Annotated in this window: 17 protein-coding genes; 13 read left to right on the top strand and 4 right to left on the bottom strand. The window is 60.8% G+C overall.

What is annotated here, in order from left to right; genetic code table 11:
* The first annotated feature begins 46 nt into the window (after positions 1-46).
* The 8 genes from pth (HMPREF2743_RS02850) to HMPREF2743_RS02815 all read left to right on the top strand — a co-directional run bounded on the left by pth (HMPREF2743_RS02850) (position 47) and on the right by HMPREF2743_RS02815 (position 7263).
* Complete coding sequence (pth, locus tag HMPREF2743_RS02850; protein WP_070818136.1) at positions 47-595, top strand: aminoacyl-tRNA hydrolase; 549 nt, start codon at positions 47-49, stop codon at positions 593-595.
* 5 nt (positions 596-600) lie between these two features.
* The gene (locus HMPREF2743_RS02845; protein WP_070818135.1) at positions 601-1479 is read left to right on the top strand and encodes a fumarylacetoacetate hydrolase family protein; all 879 of its coding nucleotides are present in this window, start codon (positions 601-603) and stop codon (positions 1477-1479) included.
* Between the two features lie 95 nt (positions 1480-1574).
* Positions 1575-2039 carry a PepSY domain-containing protein gene (locus tag HMPREF2743_RS02840; protein ID WP_246818779.1) on the top strand — a complete coding sequence of 155 codons (465 nt, stop codon included), beginning with the start codon at positions 1575-1577 and terminating at the stop codon, positions 2037-2039.
* Positions 2040-2114: 75 nt separating this feature from the next.
* A complete protein-coding gene (gene ppk2 / locus HMPREF2743_RS02835) occupies positions 2115-3020 on the top strand; it encodes a polyphosphate kinase 2 (protein ID WP_070818134.1) in 906 nt (301 codons plus the stop codon).
* A 30-nt stretch (positions 3021-3050) separates the two neighbouring features.
* Positions 3051-4256, top strand: coding sequence for a sensor histidine kinase (locus HMPREF2743_RS02830; protein ID WP_070447110.1), 1206 nt, complete (start codon positions 3051-3053; stop codon positions 4254-4256).
* Entirely contained in the window at positions 4237-4908 is a 672-nt protein-coding gene (locus HMPREF2743_RS02825) for a response regulator (protein ID WP_070447113.1), read from the top strand. Before HMPREF2743_RS02830 ends, HMPREF2743_RS02825 begins: the two co-directional genes overlap by 20 nt.
* An 86-nt stretch (positions 4909-4994) precedes the next feature.
* Entirely contained in the window at positions 4995-5738 is a 744-nt protein-coding gene (locus HMPREF2743_RS02820) for an ATP-binding cassette domain-containing protein (RefSeq protein ID WP_070447115.1), read from the top strand.
* The gene (locus HMPREF2743_RS02815; protein WP_083276486.1) at positions 5731-7263 is read left to right on the top strand and encodes an ABC-2 family transporter permease; all 1533 of its coding nucleotides are present in this window, start codon (positions 5731-5733) and stop codon (positions 7261-7263) included. The genes HMPREF2743_RS02820 and HMPREF2743_RS02815 overlap by 8 nt, the downstream gene beginning before the upstream one ends.
* A gap of 175 nt (positions 7264-7438) precedes the next feature.
* On the opposite strand, the gene HMPREF2743_RS02810 is transcribed toward HMPREF2743_RS02815, so the two are convergent.
* Together HMPREF2743_RS02810 and HMPREF2743_RS02805 are read right to left on the bottom strand one after the other, a co-directional pair.
* Positions 7439-8893 (bottom strand): glyceraldehyde-3-phosphate dehydrogenase, encoded by a 1455-nt coding sequence (locus HMPREF2743_RS02810; protein ID WP_070529231.1) that lies wholly within the window; start codon positions 8891-8893, stop codon positions 7439-7441.
* A gap of 64 nt (positions 8894-8957) precedes the next feature.
* Positions 8958-9941 carry a nitronate monooxygenase gene (locus HMPREF2743_RS02805; RefSeq protein ID WP_070515898.1) on the bottom strand — a complete coding sequence of 328 codons (984 nt, stop codon included), beginning with the start codon at positions 9939-9941 and terminating at the stop codon, positions 8958-8960.
* Between the two features lie 39 nt (positions 9942-9980).
* Here HMPREF2743_RS02805 and pth (HMPREF2743_RS02800) point away from each other — a divergent pair, with 39 nt between their 5' ends.
* From pth (HMPREF2743_RS02800) to HMPREF2743_RS02790, 3 genes are read left to right on the top strand one after another with little or no spacing between them, the layout of a single operon-like run.
* Positions 9981-10658 carry an aminoacyl-tRNA hydrolase gene (gene pth / locus HMPREF2743_RS02800; protein ID WP_070529233.1) on the top strand — a complete coding sequence of 226 codons (678 nt, stop codon included), beginning with the start codon at positions 9981-9983 and terminating at the stop codon, positions 10656-10658.
* Between the two features lie 41 nt (positions 10659-10699).
* Positions 10700-11557: an SDR family NAD(P)-dependent oxidoreductase gene (locus tag HMPREF2743_RS02795; RefSeq protein WP_070818133.1), complete on the top strand. Its 858-nt coding sequence runs from the start codon at positions 10700-10702 to the stop codon at positions 11555-11557.
* A 24-nt stretch (positions 11558-11581) separates the two neighbouring features.
* Positions 11582-13213, top strand: coding sequence for a peptide chain release factor 3 (locus HMPREF2743_RS02790; RefSeq protein WP_070818132.1), 1632 nt, complete (start codon positions 11582-11584; stop codon positions 13211-13213).
* Here the strand turns inward: HMPREF2743_RS02790 and HMPREF2743_RS02785 are convergent.
* Together HMPREF2743_RS02785 and HMPREF2743_RS02780 are read right to left on the bottom strand one after the other, a co-directional pair.
* A complete protein-coding gene (locus HMPREF2743_RS02785) occupies positions 13210-14775 on the bottom strand; it encodes an aspartate-alanine antiporter-like transporter (protein WP_070818131.1) in 1566 nt (521 codons plus the stop codon). The genes HMPREF2743_RS02790 and HMPREF2743_RS02785 overlap by 4 nt on opposite strands.
* 126 nt (positions 14776-14901) lie before the next feature.
* The gene (locus tag HMPREF2743_RS02780) at positions 14902-15771 is read right to left on the bottom strand and encodes a patatin-like phospholipase family protein (protein ID WP_070818130.1); all 870 of its coding nucleotides are present in this window, start codon (positions 15769-15771) and stop codon (positions 14902-14904) included.
* A gap of 35 nt (positions 15772-15806) precedes the next feature.
* Here HMPREF2743_RS02780 and HMPREF2743_RS02775 point away from each other — a divergent pair, with 35 nt between their 5' ends.
* Positions 15807-16214 carry a hypothetical protein gene (locus HMPREF2743_RS02775; protein ID WP_083321594.1) on the top strand — a complete coding sequence of 136 codons (408 nt, stop codon included), beginning with the start codon at positions 15807-15809 and terminating at the stop codon, positions 16212-16214.
* 6 nt (positions 16215-16220) lie between these two features.
* Positions 16221-16766 (top strand): gamma carbonic anhydrase family protein, encoded by a 546-nt coding sequence (locus HMPREF2743_RS02770; protein WP_070529278.1) that lies wholly within the window; start codon positions 16221-16223, stop codon positions 16764-16766.
* Positions 16767-16837: the final 71 nt, after the last annotated feature.

Genomic DNA, 16837 nt, shown 5'->3' with positions numbered 1-16837 from the left:
TGGGGACGGGCGCGGTTCGCCGTTTTTCGCCCCTACGCTGTTTAGAATGGGCAGCGTGACTTCTTCTCCCTTTCTCGTCGTTGGTCTAGGAAACCCCGGCCCGAAGTACGCTGGTACCCGCCACAACATCGGCTTTGACGTGGCTGATGAGCTAGCCCGCGAGCTGTTTGCTTCCTTCTCAGTTCACAAGAAGACGAACACCGATATCGCCGAAGCGCGGCGCGGGGACACCAAGATGATCGTCGCCAAGCCGCGCAGCTTCATGAACCTATCCGGCGGCCCCATCAAAGCCCTCGCCCAATACTTCAACATTCCGCATGACCACATCATCGTTGTCCACGATGAGCTGGAGCTTGGCTTCGCCACCATCAAGCGACGCCTCGGCGGCGGAGACCATGGGCACAATGGCCTGCGCTCCACCACAAAATCCCTGGGAACGAAGGACTATCAGCGACTTTCGGTGGGCATCGGCCGCCCACCTGGCCGCATGGATCCGGCTGCATTTGTGCTCAAACCGTGGAACAAACAAGAGGCCCAGGAGGTTCCCATCATCTGTGCTGATGCGGTCGATGAGATTCTTCGCGCGTTAGACTAGCCGGCATGAAGCTCGCTACTCTTCGCACCAGTTTTGGCACCTGCGCTATCCGCATCGATGGACCCAACGTGGGCACGGAGCTGGATTATGAAGATGTAGGAGAATTACTTAGTAGTCCCGACTGGCGCAAGGCCGCACAGCTTTCTGGCGAGCCCGTAGTTTTCGACGATACCGACTTGGCTCCCGTCGTCCCGAACCCGGGCAAGATTATCTGCGTCGGTGTTAACTACGCCAAGCATGCCCGTGAGATGGGCCGCGAGCTGCCTACACAGCCCACGCTCTTCATCAAGTTCCCGGAGGCTCTGACCGGGCCCTTCGACGATGTCTATGTGCCGGACTATGCCACGAAGAAGCTGGACTATGAAGGAGAGCTCGCCGTGGTCATTGGGCGCCGTGCGCACCGCATTCCGGTAGCGGAGGCACTCGGGCATGTGGCGGGCTATGCCATCATGAATGACTACACTTTGCGCGATTATCAGCGTGCCACCACGCAGTTCCACGCCGGTAAATCCTTCTACCGCACCGCCGGCTTCGGGCCCTGGTTGACCACGACTGATGAATGGACCCCGGGCAAGGCCGCGCGACTGGTCACGACCGTCGATGGTGAAGTCCGACAGGACGATAACACCGATGACCTCATCTTCTCCGTGGCCGAGCTCATCGCCTTCTGTTCCTCCCTCTACCCCCTGAATCCAGGCGATGTTATTGCCACCGGCACCCCGGAAGGCGTGGGCTTCGCGCGCGGTGAGGAAGCACTGCTTGGCGACGGCTCCCGCACCCGCATCAGCATCGAAGGGCTCGGGGCAATTGAGAACACCACGCGCTTCGGCGAACCGCCCGCTGCCGGGGGCTGCGGCGAAGGCTGTACCTGTCACGGCCGTTAATATTCAGCCGCATCCAGGATCTTCAGCGAAACCTGACAGGCTTCGTTAGGGTGGGGCACCACACGTGCCCGACCGACCAAGAAGGATGAGCCTCAATGACTCTTCGTTCCCGCTTCACCGCCGCCGGCCTTGCACTCTGCACCAGTACCGCGCTGGTTGCCTGTTCTTCGGATAAAGAGGCCGATCCCGCCCCGACGCCGACTCCCGCGACTGTGGAAACCGTGACGGAAACAGCCGTTGCAACTGGCGCGGACCAGGGCGATGATGATGACGACGATGACCGCGATGACGACGCCCAACAGCCTGCAGCCACGGCTGCTGCCAGGGACGCCGGAAATGCAGAGAATTCTGGGAAGCTCACCGGTGATGAAGCATTCGAGAAAGCTTTATCCCACGCCGGTGTTGATGCCCAGACCGTCACAGAAAAAGAGGTCGACTACGACGATGGTGACGACGGCAAGGGCCCACACTGGGAGATTGAATTCAAGGCTAATGGCCAGGAACATGAACTCGACGTCGACGCCGCCAGCGGCGCGGTGACGCAACACGAGGTTGACTAAATACCTGCCAATTCGCCCCGCCTACCTAACTCTCGCGGTTAGGTATTTACCCAGCTAAGCGGTAAATTTAGAGGTATGAGTTCACAGTCTAAGAAGTCTGCCACCAAGCCGCCGAAGCTAGACAAGCAAGCCTATGAGGACGAGCTCAAGCGCCTCCAAGCAGAGCTCGTCGAGATGCAGCAGTGGGTCGTTGAGACCGGCGCCCGCGTGGTCATCATCATGGAGGGCCGCGACGCCGCCGGCAAGGGTTCCGCCATCAAGCGCATTACGCAATACCTGAACCCGCGTACCTGCCGCATCGAGGCGCTGCCGAAGCCCACCGACCGTGAGGCGGGCCAGTGGTATTTCCAGCGCTACATTGAGAAGCTGCCCACCGCCGGCGAGATCGTCATCTTCGACCGTTCCTGGTACAACCGCGCCGGCGTGGAGCGTGTCATGGGCTTCTGTTCCCAGCAAGAATACGTGCGCTTCCTTCACCAGGCTCCGCTGCTGGAGCACATGCTCATCGAGGATGGTGTCATCCTTCTTAAGTACTGGTTCTCCGTTTCTGATGAGGAGCAGCTCGCACGCTTTAAGTCCCGCCGCAACGATCCGCTGCGCCGCTGGAAGCTCTCCCCCATGGACTTGCAGTCCATTACCCGTTGGGAAGACTACTCGCGTGCCAAGGATGAAATGTTCGTCCACACCGATACCCCGTCCTCCCCGTGGTACACCGTGGAATCCGAGGACAAGAAGCGCTCGCGCATCAACGTGATCAACCACATCCTCAAGATGGTTCCGTACCAGCACGTAGAGCAGGATGTTCCTGAGATCCCGGATCGCCCCGAGCTCGAGGCCGAATACGTACGCCCGCCGCGCAATGAATTTGCCTACGTCCCGGATGTCGCCGCCGAGTTGGAGCGTGAGAAGGTCAACGGCTCCGGCTCCGGCAAGAAGCAAGGAAAGAAAAAGAAGGGCAAGAAGGACAAGAAAAAGAAGTAGTACTTTCGGCATGTACTACCATGGCCGTCTATGAGCTCTTCCCGCACCGCGCGTACCTTCCTGTCCTCGGTGCATTTGGGGGACGCGCTACTCGCAGGAGTCGCGGGGCTCGTAGCGGCCTTTTATTGTGCCTTGGCGTTTTCCTCTTCCGGAACGGTGGAAGTACTCGAGGCTCTCTTGTCGCTGCTGTTCATACCGTTCTTCCTCGTGTGGCGCTCGAGGCCAATCGTGAGCGCAACAGGATTCCTAGTTCTGCTCCTGGCCTGGGCTGTCATATGGATGAACCAGCTCCCCACCAATAGCGGCCTCACCCCGTGGGCGCTGACCGCCCCCATGGCCGTGTACACCACCTCGCGGTACATCACCCAGAGGCTGGTTCCGCGGGTGGTCCTCCTCATCACCGCACTCGGTACCTTTATCTCCCCCTTCATGTGGCGCATCGACACTGAGACTTACCTTCTGCGCTATGAGGTAGACACACCCTTCCTTGCCATGGTGGTGGCCCATTGGGCAGTGCTGGGCAGCACGTATTTCATCGCTGCCCGGTATTTTGACCGTGATCGCCAACGGGAGATACTAGCCCGCGAGCGCTTCCACCAGGCACAAGAAGAAGAACGCCTCCTCATTGCACGGGAACTGCACGATGTCCTTGCCCATTCCCTCACCCTGATTAAGGTTCAGGCTAATGCAGGCATCGTTGCAGCGAATACGGACTCCGGCGCGGCTGAAGAAGCACTTCTTTCGATCCGCGATAATGCGGATACCGCCTTGGGCGAGGTTCGCGGAATCGTCGCTGCCTTGCGCTCACCCGGCCCCACGGCTCTAGAGCCTGCTCAACAACTTGAGCACATCGAAGGAATCCTCGAAGGCTTCCGCGCTGCCGGGCTGAAAGTCGACGCAAACCTCCCAGCTGAATACGCCGTGCCGTCGTTGGTGCAGATGGCATTGGTGCGCATTACCACGGAGGGCTTGACGAATGCTCTGCGCCATCAGGGCGTCGGCACGCATGTCGTGGTTGAGCTTGTACTTGATGACGCCGCCGCGCTCACCCTCATCTCCACCAATCCTCATCCCACGCCAAGCAACGTCGCGGGCAGCGGCGTGGGCTTAGTCGGAGTGGCGGAACGAGCTCGTTCGCTTGGCGGTCGCCTCGACTATTCCGGCGATGCTCATTCCTTTTCCTTGCACGCACAGATACCGATGAAGGAGACAATGGATGCAACCCAGCAGCTCTAGAATCCGCGTCTTGTTGGCCGATGATCAAGCAATGCTGCTCTCAGCACTGTCTACCATCCTCACTGCGCAAGAAGACATCGAGGTCGTGGCCACCGCGGCCACGGGGGCGGATGCCGTGGCAGCAGCAATAAGCCACCACATTGATGTGGCTATCCTCGACATTCGCATGCCTGGCATGGACGGCATTGCAGCGGCGCAAGCCATACTCGAGCGCAAGCCCGAGTGCCGCATCATCATGCTCACCACATTCAATGATGAAGAGCTCGTGGCGCGGTCCATCTCCGCTGGCGCCCACGGCTTCCTGCTGAAGGATGCCGACCCAGAGGTTCTTGTGACCGCCGTTCGCAACGTGGCGCAAGGAGAATCGGTGCTGGCCGCCGAGGTAACCGGCCCAGTGCTGGAGGCTTATCGCTCGGCGCTGACGCGCGAAAACCTCAGCGCCCAGGAACGCCAAGGACTCAGTCTTGTAACGCGCCGCGAGATGGAAGTGCTTTCGCTCATCGCGCGTGGTGCTACAAATGCGGAGATAGCCGCCGACATGGTCATCGCAGAAACCACGGTGAAAACTCACGTCTCCGCGCTCATGTCTAAACTCGCCGCACGTGACCGAGTGGCCCTCGTTCTCTTAGCGCAGCGTGCTGGGGTTGCCTAAGCTCCTACCACGGTAGGAGGTCTGCTCGCTGAAGACCATCATGCAGGCGGATTCCTTTATGATGAGCCCCGGCGATACTGCATTTTATGAATTGCGATATCTCTTTTGAGCACATCTCGAAGTCTTTTGGTCGGCAACGAGTCCTCGATGATGTTTCCTTCCACATCTCCCCTGGCCGCGTGCATGCGCTCCTCGGGCGCAACGGGGCAGGAAAATCAACAATCTTCTCCATCCTCTTAGGCCTCCTGCCTCCTGACTCGGGCTCCATCAGCGTGGCGGGCCAACCTTGGAACCGCAATGTGCTTCGCCGCATTGGTGCCTCAGTGAACGGGCCAGCCTTTTATGGTCATCTGTCTGCCGCGGCGAATCTTCGCGTTCACGCTCGACTTCTGGGGCTTCCCGACTCTGAGATTGACCGGGTTCTCTCCATCGCTGGGCTCAGCGGCGTTGGCTCCAAGAAGGCGAAATCCTTTTCCACTGGTATGAAGGCCCGCCTAGCGTTAGCGCAAGCTCTCCTCGGCGATCCAGAGGTTCTTGTTCTTGATGAGCCCCAGAATGGCCTCGATCCCCAAGGAATCATGGAATTGCGAGAGCTACTACAACAACTAGCCGCGGCTGGGCACACCGTTATCGTCAGCTCCCACCAGCTTGGAGAGGTCCTGCACCTTGCCCATGACATCACCGTCTTGGCCGAGGGTACGATTCGCTATTCCGGTTCCCTGCACGAGCTAGCTCCACGTGGTCAGTTGGAGGAAGAATTCTTCCGACTTACCTCACCGAGCCACCCCTCCCAAGCGCCTACCAACCGGGAAGGAGAGTCACGTGCCTAAGCACACTACTGCCCCTCGCCCGAGTTACCTTTCAGCAGAACTACTGCGCAGCCGTGGAAGCGCCTTACAGTGGTTGCCTTTGCTGGCGCTACCGCTGGTCATCATGACAATCATTTTCTCCTCAATGGCCTCAGCACGCACTGATGCCACGGGCGTCTTGGCTTGGCAATCCTTGTTTGTTACCGGCATGTATTCCCCTCTTACTGGGCTGTTCGCTGCCATTCCAGAACGCCGCGAGACCATCACTCGCAGCGGCGGAACGCAATGGAGAAACCTCAACCCGCGTCTCGAGAATGCTGCCCGCTTTATCGTTGTCATTGTCAGCCTTGCGGTCTTCCATATTCTGAACTTTGGTGTTTCTTGGTTCGTTGTCGCTGCCCAGGGGCGGGAGAATCATGAACTTATCCTCGTAGCTGGGCTCTACTCCTTCCTTGGCGCGCTTGGCATTGCCGGGCTTTCCGCTGCCTGTGCCCGCCGACTGGGCTTCGGCTTAACGCTGGTAGCCGCGGCCCTATGGCAAATAATCAGCATCCTTCCGTGCACTGTCGAATCAGGCAGGTGGTGGGCCTTTCCCCCAGCATGGCCGCAACGATTGCTTCTGCGCGCATTGCGTATTCACCAGAACTCGGTGCCTCTTGAACCACAAGACCCACTTCTCACCAGCAGTCCACTACCGGCTTTCATATTGTGCGTCATCCTCGCCGTTCTCGGAGCATTAGCCGCAGTCTACACGCCGCGACGATACCGGCCAATGTTCTCGCTGCGACACCGTTTCGCGCGTTCCACAACGGCCCAGACTGATGCCGACGTTGCTAATACCACCATGGAAGAAGCCCAAGTATGGCAGCCAACGAGACACCCCCGTGCGGCGGCACAGTCCTCGCTGTGGTCCACGTTGCTAGGACTCCACCGTGCAGCTTTTAGCCCAGCGGTGTTCTCTTGCTTGATGCTCAGCATTCTGGCGCTAGGCTTTGTCGCCCTGCAATATCCCGCTAACTACGTCGAAGGTTTCTTTCACTACTTTCTGCTTCCGGTCGGCGCAGGTATCTTGCCGGTCCTCGTTTGGCCCCGTGTAGCTGATTCATGGCCGTTGGTCCATATGGAAACACGGTTCGGCACATCCGGGATTCTCCTCTGGTTCCTGTGTGTCATCCTGGCGGTATGCGCTGCCGCATACCTGGCCAGTGCGCTCGCAGGTGGCGATGTCGCGGCCCAGCTTCCGGCATTTCCCCTTACGGTTGGGGTGGGCTTTGCCATCGCGGCAGTATCACTCATCCTGGTGGTTCGCCTCGGCATTGTAAGCGCTATCGCCCTCAGCATCGTGGGGACTATCGTCTCCGTCACCTTAGGCGGCGACGTCTTGGCAGATACCGGTCTGTGGATACTCGCCTTCCCTGCTTGGCCCTTAGTTGCGTACTCGTCTCTGCGCTACGCCATCGCCATGACGCTGACTGTGGTGCTCTGTGCGGCTGCCGCGTTGCTCGCACGGCGTCTGCTCCACACGCGTGCGCTGTCTCCCCGCTAAAACTGACGAATCTGACAAAAGCAGTCTAGATTTTTCGGGCCCGTACTTTTGGCAGATCGGGCAGTTGCGCGTTTGAAGCATCCTGGCAAAGCTAGGTCGCAGACCGAGCAGGAGCCTAAAACAGCGAAACACCGCCCACGCCATGCAGCGAGGGCGGTGTTAGGTTTCCTAGCTCTTAGAGCTCAGAGACGTCAACGCGCTTCGGGTACACCACCGGGCGAGCGCCGGCGATTTCCTCGACGATGCGGATGACCTGGTTGGAGTAGCCGAACTCGTTGTCGTACCACACGTAGAGCACGAGGTGCTTGCCGGAGGAGATGGTGGCGAGGCCATCGACGACACCAGCGTGGGTAGAGCCCACGAAGTCAGAGGACACAACCTCCGGGGAGGCGATGTAGGAGATCTGCTGGCGCAGGTCGGAATGCAGGGAGACGTTGCGCAGGAAGTCGTTGACCTCGTCGCGGTCAGCTTCCTTCTCCAGCTCGAGGTTGAGCACGGCCATGGAAACGTCCGGGGTGGGAACGCGGATGGCGTTACCGGTGAGCTTGCCCTCAAACTCCGGCAGAGCCTTGGACACGGCCTTGGCTGCACCGGTCTCCGTGAGCACCATGTTCAGGCCGGCTGCGCGGCCGCGGCGGTCACCCTTGTGGAAGTTATCGATGAGGTTCTGGTCATTGGTGAAGGAGTGCGCGGTCTCCACGTGGCCGTGAACCACGCCGTAGCGGTCGTTGATAACCTTGAGCACCGGGGTGATGCCGTTGGTGGTGCAGGATGCGGCGGAGAGAATCTGGTCGGAATCCTCGATGTCACCGTGGTTGATGCCGTAGACGATGTTCTTCAGGTCGCCCTTGCCCGGAGCGGTGAGCAGCACGCGAGCCACGCCCTTGGACTGCAGGTGCTGGGACAGGCCCTCGCGGTCGCGCCACACACCGGTGTTGTCCACGACGATGGCGTTGTCGATGCCGTACTGGGTGTAGTCGATCTCCGCCGGGTCGTTAGCGTAAATCATCTGAATCTTGGTGCCGTTGGCCCAGATGACCTCGTTCTCCTCGTCGACGGCGATGGTGCCGTTGAAGGCACCGTGGACGGAGTCGCGGCGCAAGAGGGAGGCGCGCTTGAAGATGTCCATGTCACCCTTCTTGCGCACGACGATGGCGCGCAGGCGCACGCCGCCGTAAGCAGCCTCGCGGGCGATGAGGATGCGGGCTAGCAGACGGCCGATGCGACCGAATCCGTAGAGGACGACGTCGGTGGATTCCTTATCCACAGCAGCGCCGACGAGATCCACGAGGGTCTCCTCGAGGTAGTTGCGCAGGTTATCGGAGCCGGACTCCTGGAAGCCAGTGGCCAGGCGGCCCAAGTCGATGGAAGCGGTGCCCAGGTTCATCGAGCACAGTTCCTTGAGGATGGGCAGGGTCTCTGCGGTGGAAAGCTCACGCTCAGCGATGCGGCGGGCGTAGCGGTGTGCCTTGATGATGTCGATATCGGTCACACCGATGAGCAGGCGGCCGTAGATAGAGGTGACAACGTTGTTATTGCGGTGCAGCTGGTGGATGAGCGGGATCATCTCTTGGGCCAGCTCCAGGCGCTCGTTCCAATCCTCGTGCCCAATGTGCGCGTTCGAAGTCACGTGCTTTGTATCCTTTACTCGTCAAAAAGGGTGTAAAACTATGTCCATCCGTAAATATTAACCCTTATTCATGCCCGTTTGGGTGTAGTTGAGCGAGGATCTCCGCCACACTACCCCCGCGAAGTTTCATTACATCGACACCTACGAGGCAATAGTCCACGTCGGCGTCGAGCTGCGCACGACGCGGTTTCAGCAACGCGTTGAGATAGGGGTAGACCAAAGGCAGGTCCGGGTGTGCCCGTGTGTAGGCGGTCTCCAGCCCGCGGGCGTAGCGCCCGGAGAACGCGCGGGTCGACACCGTCCTGCCGCCACGGCGCAGAAGGTCACGGTTGTGCTCACTCGTTCCGGCTTCTTCGGACAGCAAGAAGGCAGAGCCACAGTTGACTGCCTCTACCCCCGGCCACGCCAGGGCCTCGGCGACATCCTCCCGAGTTCGCAGCCCACCCGCGGCAATGAGCGGAAGGTCCGTGACCTGATGGACCGCCGCGACAAGTTCTTTAAGCGGGCGTTGGTCGGGTTCCGCACTCGGGTCCCACACTCCGCGGTGCCCGCCGGCCTCAGGCCCCTGCACGCACAACACATCGACGCCTCGCGCGGTGGCAGTCTGCGCCTCCTCGGGGGTGGTGACCGTGGTCCACGCCTCTGCCCCAGCGGCATGGATGCGCGCGACTTCTTCCTCGTTAAAGACGCCGAACATCGACCAGAGCACCGCTGCCCCACCCTCCAGCGCTGCGTCGAGCTTGTCCTGCCAGCCGAAGTTTAGGGGGACGTCGCCAAGCACGGCGTCCTCTTCCGCGGCGAGGGACCGTGCAGCTGCGAGCTCCGTTTCAGTCAGCGCGCGCTGCGGGTGAAAGATATTGACCCCGAATCGCGTGCCCGCACACGCAGCGATGGCCTCCCGCGCGGCGTCTACTGAAGAGCTCCCCAGGCCCAGCGCGCCAAAAGAACCGGCGGACTCAGCGGCGGCAACCAGTTCAGGCGTGGTGGGCCCACCGGCCATCGGGGCAGGTAGGACGGGACAGGTGATAGCCTCAAGAAGTTGACTCATGGTCCCCCAGCCTAAAGAAAATCCATCAAGGGAGTTGTTGTGTCCGCCATCCGTGACTTTTTCACCCGCCTCTTTGGCAGCGCTGAGGCTGCGCCGAAGAAGACGAAAAAGGCAGTCAACCCTGGACTAAGTCCAGCCGATTTAAGCGCTAAGTGGCTCATCGTAGGCTTAGGCAATCCCGGCGCGAAATACGCCGCGACCCGTCACAATGTGGGGTACATGGCGGTGGATGATCTCCTCGCCGAAGCTGGCGACATGCTTGAACCCGTCACCGGGCACCAGCTCAGCGCCGCACAGCTCGAGCTCGGGGGCACGAAGGTCGTGGCTTTGCGTTCACACACCTACATGAATCTCTCCGGCGATCCCATCGCACCCTTGGCCGCGCAGCTGGGGGTTGCGGCAGAAAACATCATCGTCATCCATGACGAGCTCGACCTACCCGCCGGCAAGGTGCGCATTAAAAAGGGCGGCAACGAGAATGGCCATAACGGCTTGAAGTCGCTGAGCGAGCGCTTGGGCACGCGCGATTACCTGCGTGTGCGCGTGGGTATCGGGCGCCCGCCCAAGGGTGGCTCCATCCCGGACTGGGTGCTCGCGCCTGTCGACGCCAGCGCTGAGCTCGATTCCACCATCGCCACCGCCGCCGAGGCCGCCCGCCTCATCGTGACAGAGGGACTCAGCAAGGCCCAGCAGGAGATCCATTCCCGGGCGAAATAAACCCCGGCGCAGCGGCGCTCAACGCCCTACACTGTCCAAGTATGAGCCGCGCGAGCAAGAACCTGCCTTCTAGTCATGACCCTCGAACAATTGTCATTACCGGTGCTTCGAGCGGGGTGGGCGCGGCCGCTGCCCGCATCCTTCACCAGCGCCGCCCGCAGGATTCGCTCGTGCTCGTGGGCCGGAACCCGGAAAAGACGCAGGCCGTAGCCGAAGAAATTGGTGCGGCCTTTCACGTGGCCAACTACGAGTCTTTGGGCCAAGTTCGCCGTCTCGCGGAAGAGCTAAGCCAGTACTCGCAGATCGATGCCTTGGGCAATAACGCCGGCGGCATGTTCGACGGCCCCTTCGCCACCGCCGATGGCTTCGAGCGCACGTGGCAGATCAACGTTGTGGCGCCTTTTCTTCTGACCTCTTTATTGCGCGATACCCTGCGGGCCAGCGATGCCACCGTGGTGCAGACCGCCTCTTTGGCCAACGTCCTGTATTCCGCTTTCGATCCCGGTGACCCAAACACCTTTGAAAAATTCACCGCGGAGCGCGCTTACGGCAACGCCAAGTTGGGCGATATTCTTCTGACCCGCTACCTCGACTCGCATGGTCTGACCTCCGTGGCCTTCCACCCGGGCATTTTGAATACTGGCTTCGGGCATAACTCAACGAGTAGGACAAGCAAGCTCTATTCGACCACTGCGGCTCAATACGTCTTAGGCAAGGCGGACAAGGGCGGGGAGAACTTGGCCTACTTCCTCAGCGGCACCCCAGGCATCCATTTCGAATCCGGCGAGTACTACAACCAGAAGCGCAAGCCAGGCCTGCAGCGGCCGATTGCGAAGAAGCTCTCCGTGGCCCGGCGCGTCTTTGATGATCTGGGCCGCCAGCTCAATGTGGAGTGGTAGCAGCCAGCGGCTAAACTAGCCCGCATGAGTATTGCCTCCGAAGCTTCCCGCCGCCGCACATTCGCCGTCATCGCCCACCCGGATGCTGGTAAGTCCACGCTAACGGAGGCGCTGGCGCTGCATGCGCACGTCATCAACGAAGCTGGCGCGGTGCATGGCAAGGGCAACCGCAAGTCCACGGTCTCTGACTGGATGGAGATGGAGAAGGAGCGCGGCATTTCCGTGGCCTCCTCGGCCCTGCAGTTCGAGTACGCGCCCGAGGGTCACGAGGGCGAGCCCTACATGATCAACTTGGTGGACACCCCGGGCCACGCGGACTTTTCGGAGGATACCTACCGCGTGCTCACGGCGGTGGACGCCGCCGTCATGCTTATCGACGCCGCCAAGGGCCTCGAGCCCCAGACCCTCAAGCTGTTTCGAGTGTGTAAGGCCCGCGGCCTGCCTATCATCACGGTGATCAACAAGTGGGACCGCGTGGGCCGGGAGCCGCTGGAGCTTGTCGACGAAATCGTCAACGAAATCCAGCTGCAGCCCACCCCGCTGTACTGGCCGGTGGGTATTGCCGGCGACTTCCGCGGCTTGGCCCACATCAACGATGACGGCGAGGCCGACGAGTACGTGCACTTCCTGCGCACCGCCGGTGGTTCCACCATCGCCCCGGAGGAGCACTACGCGCCTGAGGATGCAGCCGCGAAGGAAGAGGACGCCTGGGAGACGGCTGTGGAGGAAGCAGAGCTGCTGGCAGCCGACGGCGCCCTGCACGACCAAGAGCTCTTCGAGCAGTGCGTGACTTCCCCGCTCATCTTCGCCTCCGCGATGCTGAACTTCGGCGTGCACCAGATTCTGGATACGCTGTGCGCCATCGCCCCGGCTCCGCGCTCGCGTGAGTCGGATCCGCAGGCCATCGAGGCCGCTACCTCCGCCATCGATGAGGTACGTGAGGTCACCGATGACTTCGCGGGCGTCATCTTCAAGGTGCAGGCGGGCATGGACCGCAAGCACCGCGATAACTTGGCCTTCATGCGCGTGGTCTCGGGTGAGTTTGAGCGCGGCATGCAGGTCAACCACGCACAGTCTGGGCGCAGCTTCTCCACTAAGTACGCCCTGACGGTCTTTGGCCGCACGCGTGACACCGTGGATACGGCTTACCCGGGTGACATTGTGGGCTTGGTCAATGCCGGTTCCTTGGCACCGGGTGACACGATTTACACGGGCAAGAAGGTACAGTTCCAGCCCATGCCGCAGTTCGCGCCTGAGGCTTTCCGCATCCTGCGCGCGAAGTCTTTGGGCGATTACAAAGCCTTCCGCAAGGGCTTGGACCAGCTGGCTGCGGAAGGCGTGGTCCAGATTCTGCGCAACGATACGCGTGGCGATGCCGCCCCGGTCATGGCCGCGGTGGGCCCCATGCAGTTCGAGGTCATGCAGGCTCGCATGGAGGTCGAATACAACGTGGAGACCATCACCGAGCCCATCCCCTACTCGGTGGCGCGGCGCACGGACGCCGAGTCTGCGCCCGAGCTGGGCCGTCAGCGCGGCGTGGAGATCTTCACCCGCACCGATGGCGAACTCATCGCTCTGTTTGGTGATAAGTGGAAGCTGGCCTTCATTGAGAAGGAGCACCCGGAACTGACCATCGAAACGCTCGTGGCGGATTAGAACGTGAGCATCAGCGGAATGACCACAATTTTGACTATCTGCGCCACCACAATGGTGGCCGCATAGCCGGTCATGATGCGCGAATCCGTGCTCATTCCCGTGGCGTAGTTGACCACGGCAGGCTGGCCGAAGATGCCGGAGATACCGCCGGCGGTGCGGGTCTCCGACTGGCCGAGGAACCTGTTGGCAACAGCGAAGATAGCGACGGCAACCACGGTAATGATGGCGGCCAAGATCATGGACTTCAAGCCCATCCAGGAGAAGGCCGTGGACTGGAAAGCCTCACTCGAGGCGAGGCCCACCGACGCCAAGAAGATGACTAGACCCCACTGCTGAAGAGCCATGTTGATAGAGGCCGGGACCTTCCACGGCACGCGGCGAGTGCGGTGGAGAGCACCAAGGACAAGTCCGGTAATCAGCGGCCCCAGCGCGAAGCCCAGCTCAAAGGACGTGCCACCCGGCAACGGCACCACGATGAGCGCAATGAGGTAGCCCAAGAACAGGCCGCCACCCACGGCGATCCAGTTCAGCTGCGAGTAGCCCTGAACCGAGTCACCGAAGTAATCGCGAATATCGCCCATACGGTCCTGATCCACAATCACCGTCACTCGGTCACCGGCATCGAGGTGCGTATCGAAGCTGGCGAGGAACTCCTCATCGCCGCGCTCCACGTGGATAATGCGGCCGCCATAGCGCTGGAAAAGGTTGAGCTCTTCCACGGTTCGACCGGCGATGTCGGTGTTCGAGACCACCACGTTTTCAATGACCAAGCGCTTGTCCACGAAGGGCACTTGGGGCTGACGCTTACCCAAAGCGGCTGTAATCTCATGCCGCTTAGCCTTCGTCACGAGCACGCGCAGGATGTCTCCCTTGCGAATCTCTGGATGGTCTCCCGCCACGGTGCGGGTATTCCCGCGGCGAATCGTGGCGATGACAAATTGGTCCTCGAAGCGCTCCACGAGCTCCTCGTAGGTGATGTCCTTGGTCACCCGAATGGTGCGGGAGCGGAAAACTTCTTCTGCAGAATTGTCTTTGTCCTTAGAACCCGGCCAGGACTGCTTGAGCAGAAAAGCCACGAGCAGAATGGCAACGGCTACGCCCACCGGGTAGCCCAAGGAATAACCCACGGCGGGCAGTTCCTCGCCGGTCTGTTGTTGGGCAACCGCAAGCGACGCCGTCGAGGTCGTCGCACCGGAGAATACACCCACGGAAAGCAACGGCGACAGGCCCAGCCATCCGCCCGCGAGAAGCGCCACTGCAGCAGCACCCACCACCGCGATAGCGGCAGTGATCATATGTTTTAACTGCTCAGAGAATCCTTTGAAGAAGCGTTCACCGGCAGACAAGCCTTGCATATAGATGAAGAGGCCAAGGCCCATCTCTTGCAGGCTGCTCAAAATCGTGCCATCGAGATCGATAAAGGCGCCAATGGCCAAGCCCACGAACAAAGTACCGGCCGCGCCGAAGCGCAACGGGCCGAAGGGGATCATGCCAAACAACGTGCCGAGCAAGGCAACAAAGAAAATGCTCAGCCAAATATTTCCATCAAATAGAGCCAACACGAAACGTCATTGTAGGAAAGCAAGAGCAAAACACCACGTCCAAGAGCGCTTTTCTGCGCCAAGGGTGCTTGGTCTCACGTCCTAGGCATCAAGGTGAGCTAAGTACGCACCCACCGTGTTGGCGGGCTAGCTACCGAGGAATTCCTTCCATGCCGGCCATTCCGCATAGGTCTGCGCGCGTCCGGCTTCATAGTTGGCGCGAAGCTTAGTCACCGAGCGCTCGGTCGAAGCCACCTGCATATCCTCCGGAAAGAAGAGCTGAGCGCGCCCTTCCTTTTCCAGCTCCAAAAGCCAGTCCTTGGAGGCGTTGTAGCGTGGCGGGCGCGCAATCATCGCCTCTGCCACAGCCGGGTATTTGCGGAAAACCCGCCGCAGCGCCGCCGGCCGCCCCACCTCAGGGCGCACGTAGCCGCGCGGTTTCGAGCCGAGGAATAAGAACTTCTCAAACCCGGCCTTCTCCGCCTGCTCGATGAGAATGCCACCGGACTCGCCCATGGCACCGTCGACATAAGGCACACCATCGATAACGCGCATCGGCATGATCAGCGGCAACGTCGAAGAGGCCCGGACGCGCACCATCAGGTCCTCTTGGGTCTTTATGTCTTCGCGCCCCCAGTACACGCTTTCCCCGGTATCGGCGCGCGCGGCGGAAATGCACACCTGCGCCGGATTAGCGTCAAAGGCTTCCCAGTCAAAGGGCATGTCCTGGTCCGCAGCCTTCTCGTAGATGAACTCCGCATTGAAGTAGCCGCTACCGCGCAACAGTGAGCCCAGGCCGCCGAAGCTGGGGTTCTTGGCAAAGTCCACGAAGGATTCCTCGGAGCGAACCACATCGCGGGAAAGGAAGTTCACGGTGTGCGAGGAGCCCGCGGAAACGCCTCCGACCCAGCCGAATTCCACCTCCTCCTTTAAGAGTTTGACGATGCACGCGGCAGTATAGGAATTGCGCATACCGCCGCCTTCAATGACGAGTGCTGTATCTTTCGCGTCAATCACACTGCACGATGGTACCCCCGCGCTAGGATCGCGCCATGAGTTTGTTTTCTGCGGTAAAGGATATCGTCGATAAGCTCGGTGGCTCCTCCACCGTCCGCTTAGCTTCCCCGGATCCCCACGCCGTCGAGATCTCTGTAGATCACCTGTCCGTCCACACGGCCGGCAGCCTCATCATCTTGGTTACCTCCCCAGCCGGCGCACAAGTACTCAGTGAGGTGGCGCGCTCCGGCGAGCCCGCGCGCTTAAGTGGCTCTAAGACCACAGTGCACCTCTCCCCCACAACGAAGACTCAGCGCCCAGTCCATGATCCCAAGCGGGGCTGGGCCATCCCGCTATCCCCTGCGGAACGGGACACGCTGGCCCAGCTTCACGCCGACCCCGGCGATTATGAGGTCTCCGAGTCGCTTGCGGTCTCCATCGAAACCACCCCTGAAGAAAGCTAGCCTGCCATGCTCATCCTTCCCTTCCAAGGACGCACGCCCCGCATCCACCGCAGCGCCTGGATCGCACCAAACGCCACCATCATCGGTGACGTCACCATCGGCCCGGATTCCTCCGTGTTTTATGGCTCCGTGCTGCGCGGGGACGTTGGTTCCATCCGTCTTGGGGCGCGCGCCAATATCCAGGACAACTGCGTCATCCACGTTGAAGCCACCGAGCCTTGTGTGCTGGAGGATGACGTCACCGTGGGCCACATGGCCATGCTCCACGGCACGCGAGTGGGCGCGGGCACGCTAGTCGGAATGAAAGCCACCCTGCTTTCGGGCTCCACCGTGGGCCCTGGCTCTCTCATCGCCGCCGGCGCGGTGGTGCTCGAAGGCCAGGACATTCCCGCCGGCGCCCTAGCCGCCGGGGTTCCAGCCAAGGTGCGGCGCGAGCTGAGCCAGGAGGAATCCGCCGCCTTCATCCCGCACGCCGCGCGCTACGTCGAGATTGCTAAAAATCAGGCGCTGCTTAGCGACGCCCTCCCCCTCGACGAAGTCCTCTACGACTAGTCCCGCAACTGCCGTTGTTGCCAAAACTCCTGAACTCGCCGCAGGCGGTTTCAAGCGGTGGATGCATCACT

It is taken from the genome of Corynebacterium sp. HMSC036D02, assembly GCF_001836165.1.
Taxonomy (GTDB): domain Bacteria; phylum Actinomycetota; class Actinomycetes; order Mycobacteriales; family Mycobacteriaceae; genus Corynebacterium.
The sequence above is the reverse complement of the archived record's forward strand: the minus strand, read 5'-3'. Positions and strand labels throughout refer to the sequence as shown.

What these genes read in the sequence shown, in the direction of transcription:
- ppk2 (WP_070818134.1), top strand. Translation starts at nt 2,115, where the DNA reads ATGAGTTCACAGTCTAAGAAGTCTGCCACCAAGCCGCCGAAGCTAGAC.
- HMPREF2743_RS02830 (WP_070447110.1), top strand. Translation starts at nt 3,051, where the DNA reads ATGAGCTCTTCCCGCACCGCGCGTACCTTCCTGTCCTCGGTGCATTTG.
- HMPREF2743_RS02790 (WP_070818132.1), top strand. Translation starts at nt 11,582, where the DNA reads ATGAGTATTGCCTCCGAAGCTTCCCGCCGCCGCACATTCGCCGTCATC.
- HMPREF2743_RS02795 (WP_070818133.1), top strand. Translation starts at nt 10,700, where the DNA reads ATGAGCCGCGCGAGCAAGAACCTGCCTTCTAGTCATGACCCTCGAACA.
- HMPREF2743_RS02805 (WP_070515898.1), bottom strand. Translation starts at nt 9,941, where the DNA reads ATGAGTCAACTTCTTGAGGCTATCACCTGTCCCGTCCTACCTGCCCCG.
- HMPREF2743_RS02770 (WP_070529278.1), top strand. Translation starts at nt 16,221, where the DNA reads ATGCTCATCCTTCCCTTCCAAGGACGCACGCCCCGCATCCACCGCAGC.
- HMPREF2743_RS02775 (WP_083321594.1), top strand. Translation starts at nt 15,807, where the DNA reads ATGAGTTTGTTTTCTGCGGTAAAGGATATCGTCGATAAGCTCGGTGGC.
- pth (WP_070818136.1), top strand. Translation starts at nt 47, where the DNA reads ATGGGCAGCGTGACTTCTTCTCCCTTTCTCGTCGTTGGTCTAGGAAAC.
- HMPREF2743_RS02820 (WP_070447115.1), top strand. Translation starts at nt 4,995, where the DNA reads ATGAATTGCGATATCTCTTTTGAGCACATCTCGAAGTCTTTTGGTCGG.
- HMPREF2743_RS02845 (WP_070818135.1), top strand. Translation starts at nt 601, where the DNA reads ATGAAGCTCGCTACTCTTCGCACCAGTTTTGGCACCTGCGCTATCCGC.
- HMPREF2743_RS02840 (WP_246818779.1), top strand. Translation starts at nt 1,575, where the DNA reads ATGACTCTTCGTTCCCGCTTCACCGCCGCCGGCCTTGCACTCTGCACC.
- HMPREF2743_RS02825 (WP_070447113.1), top strand. Translation starts at nt 4,237, where the DNA reads ATGCAACCCAGCAGCTCTAGAATCCGCGTCTTGTTGGCCGATGATCAA.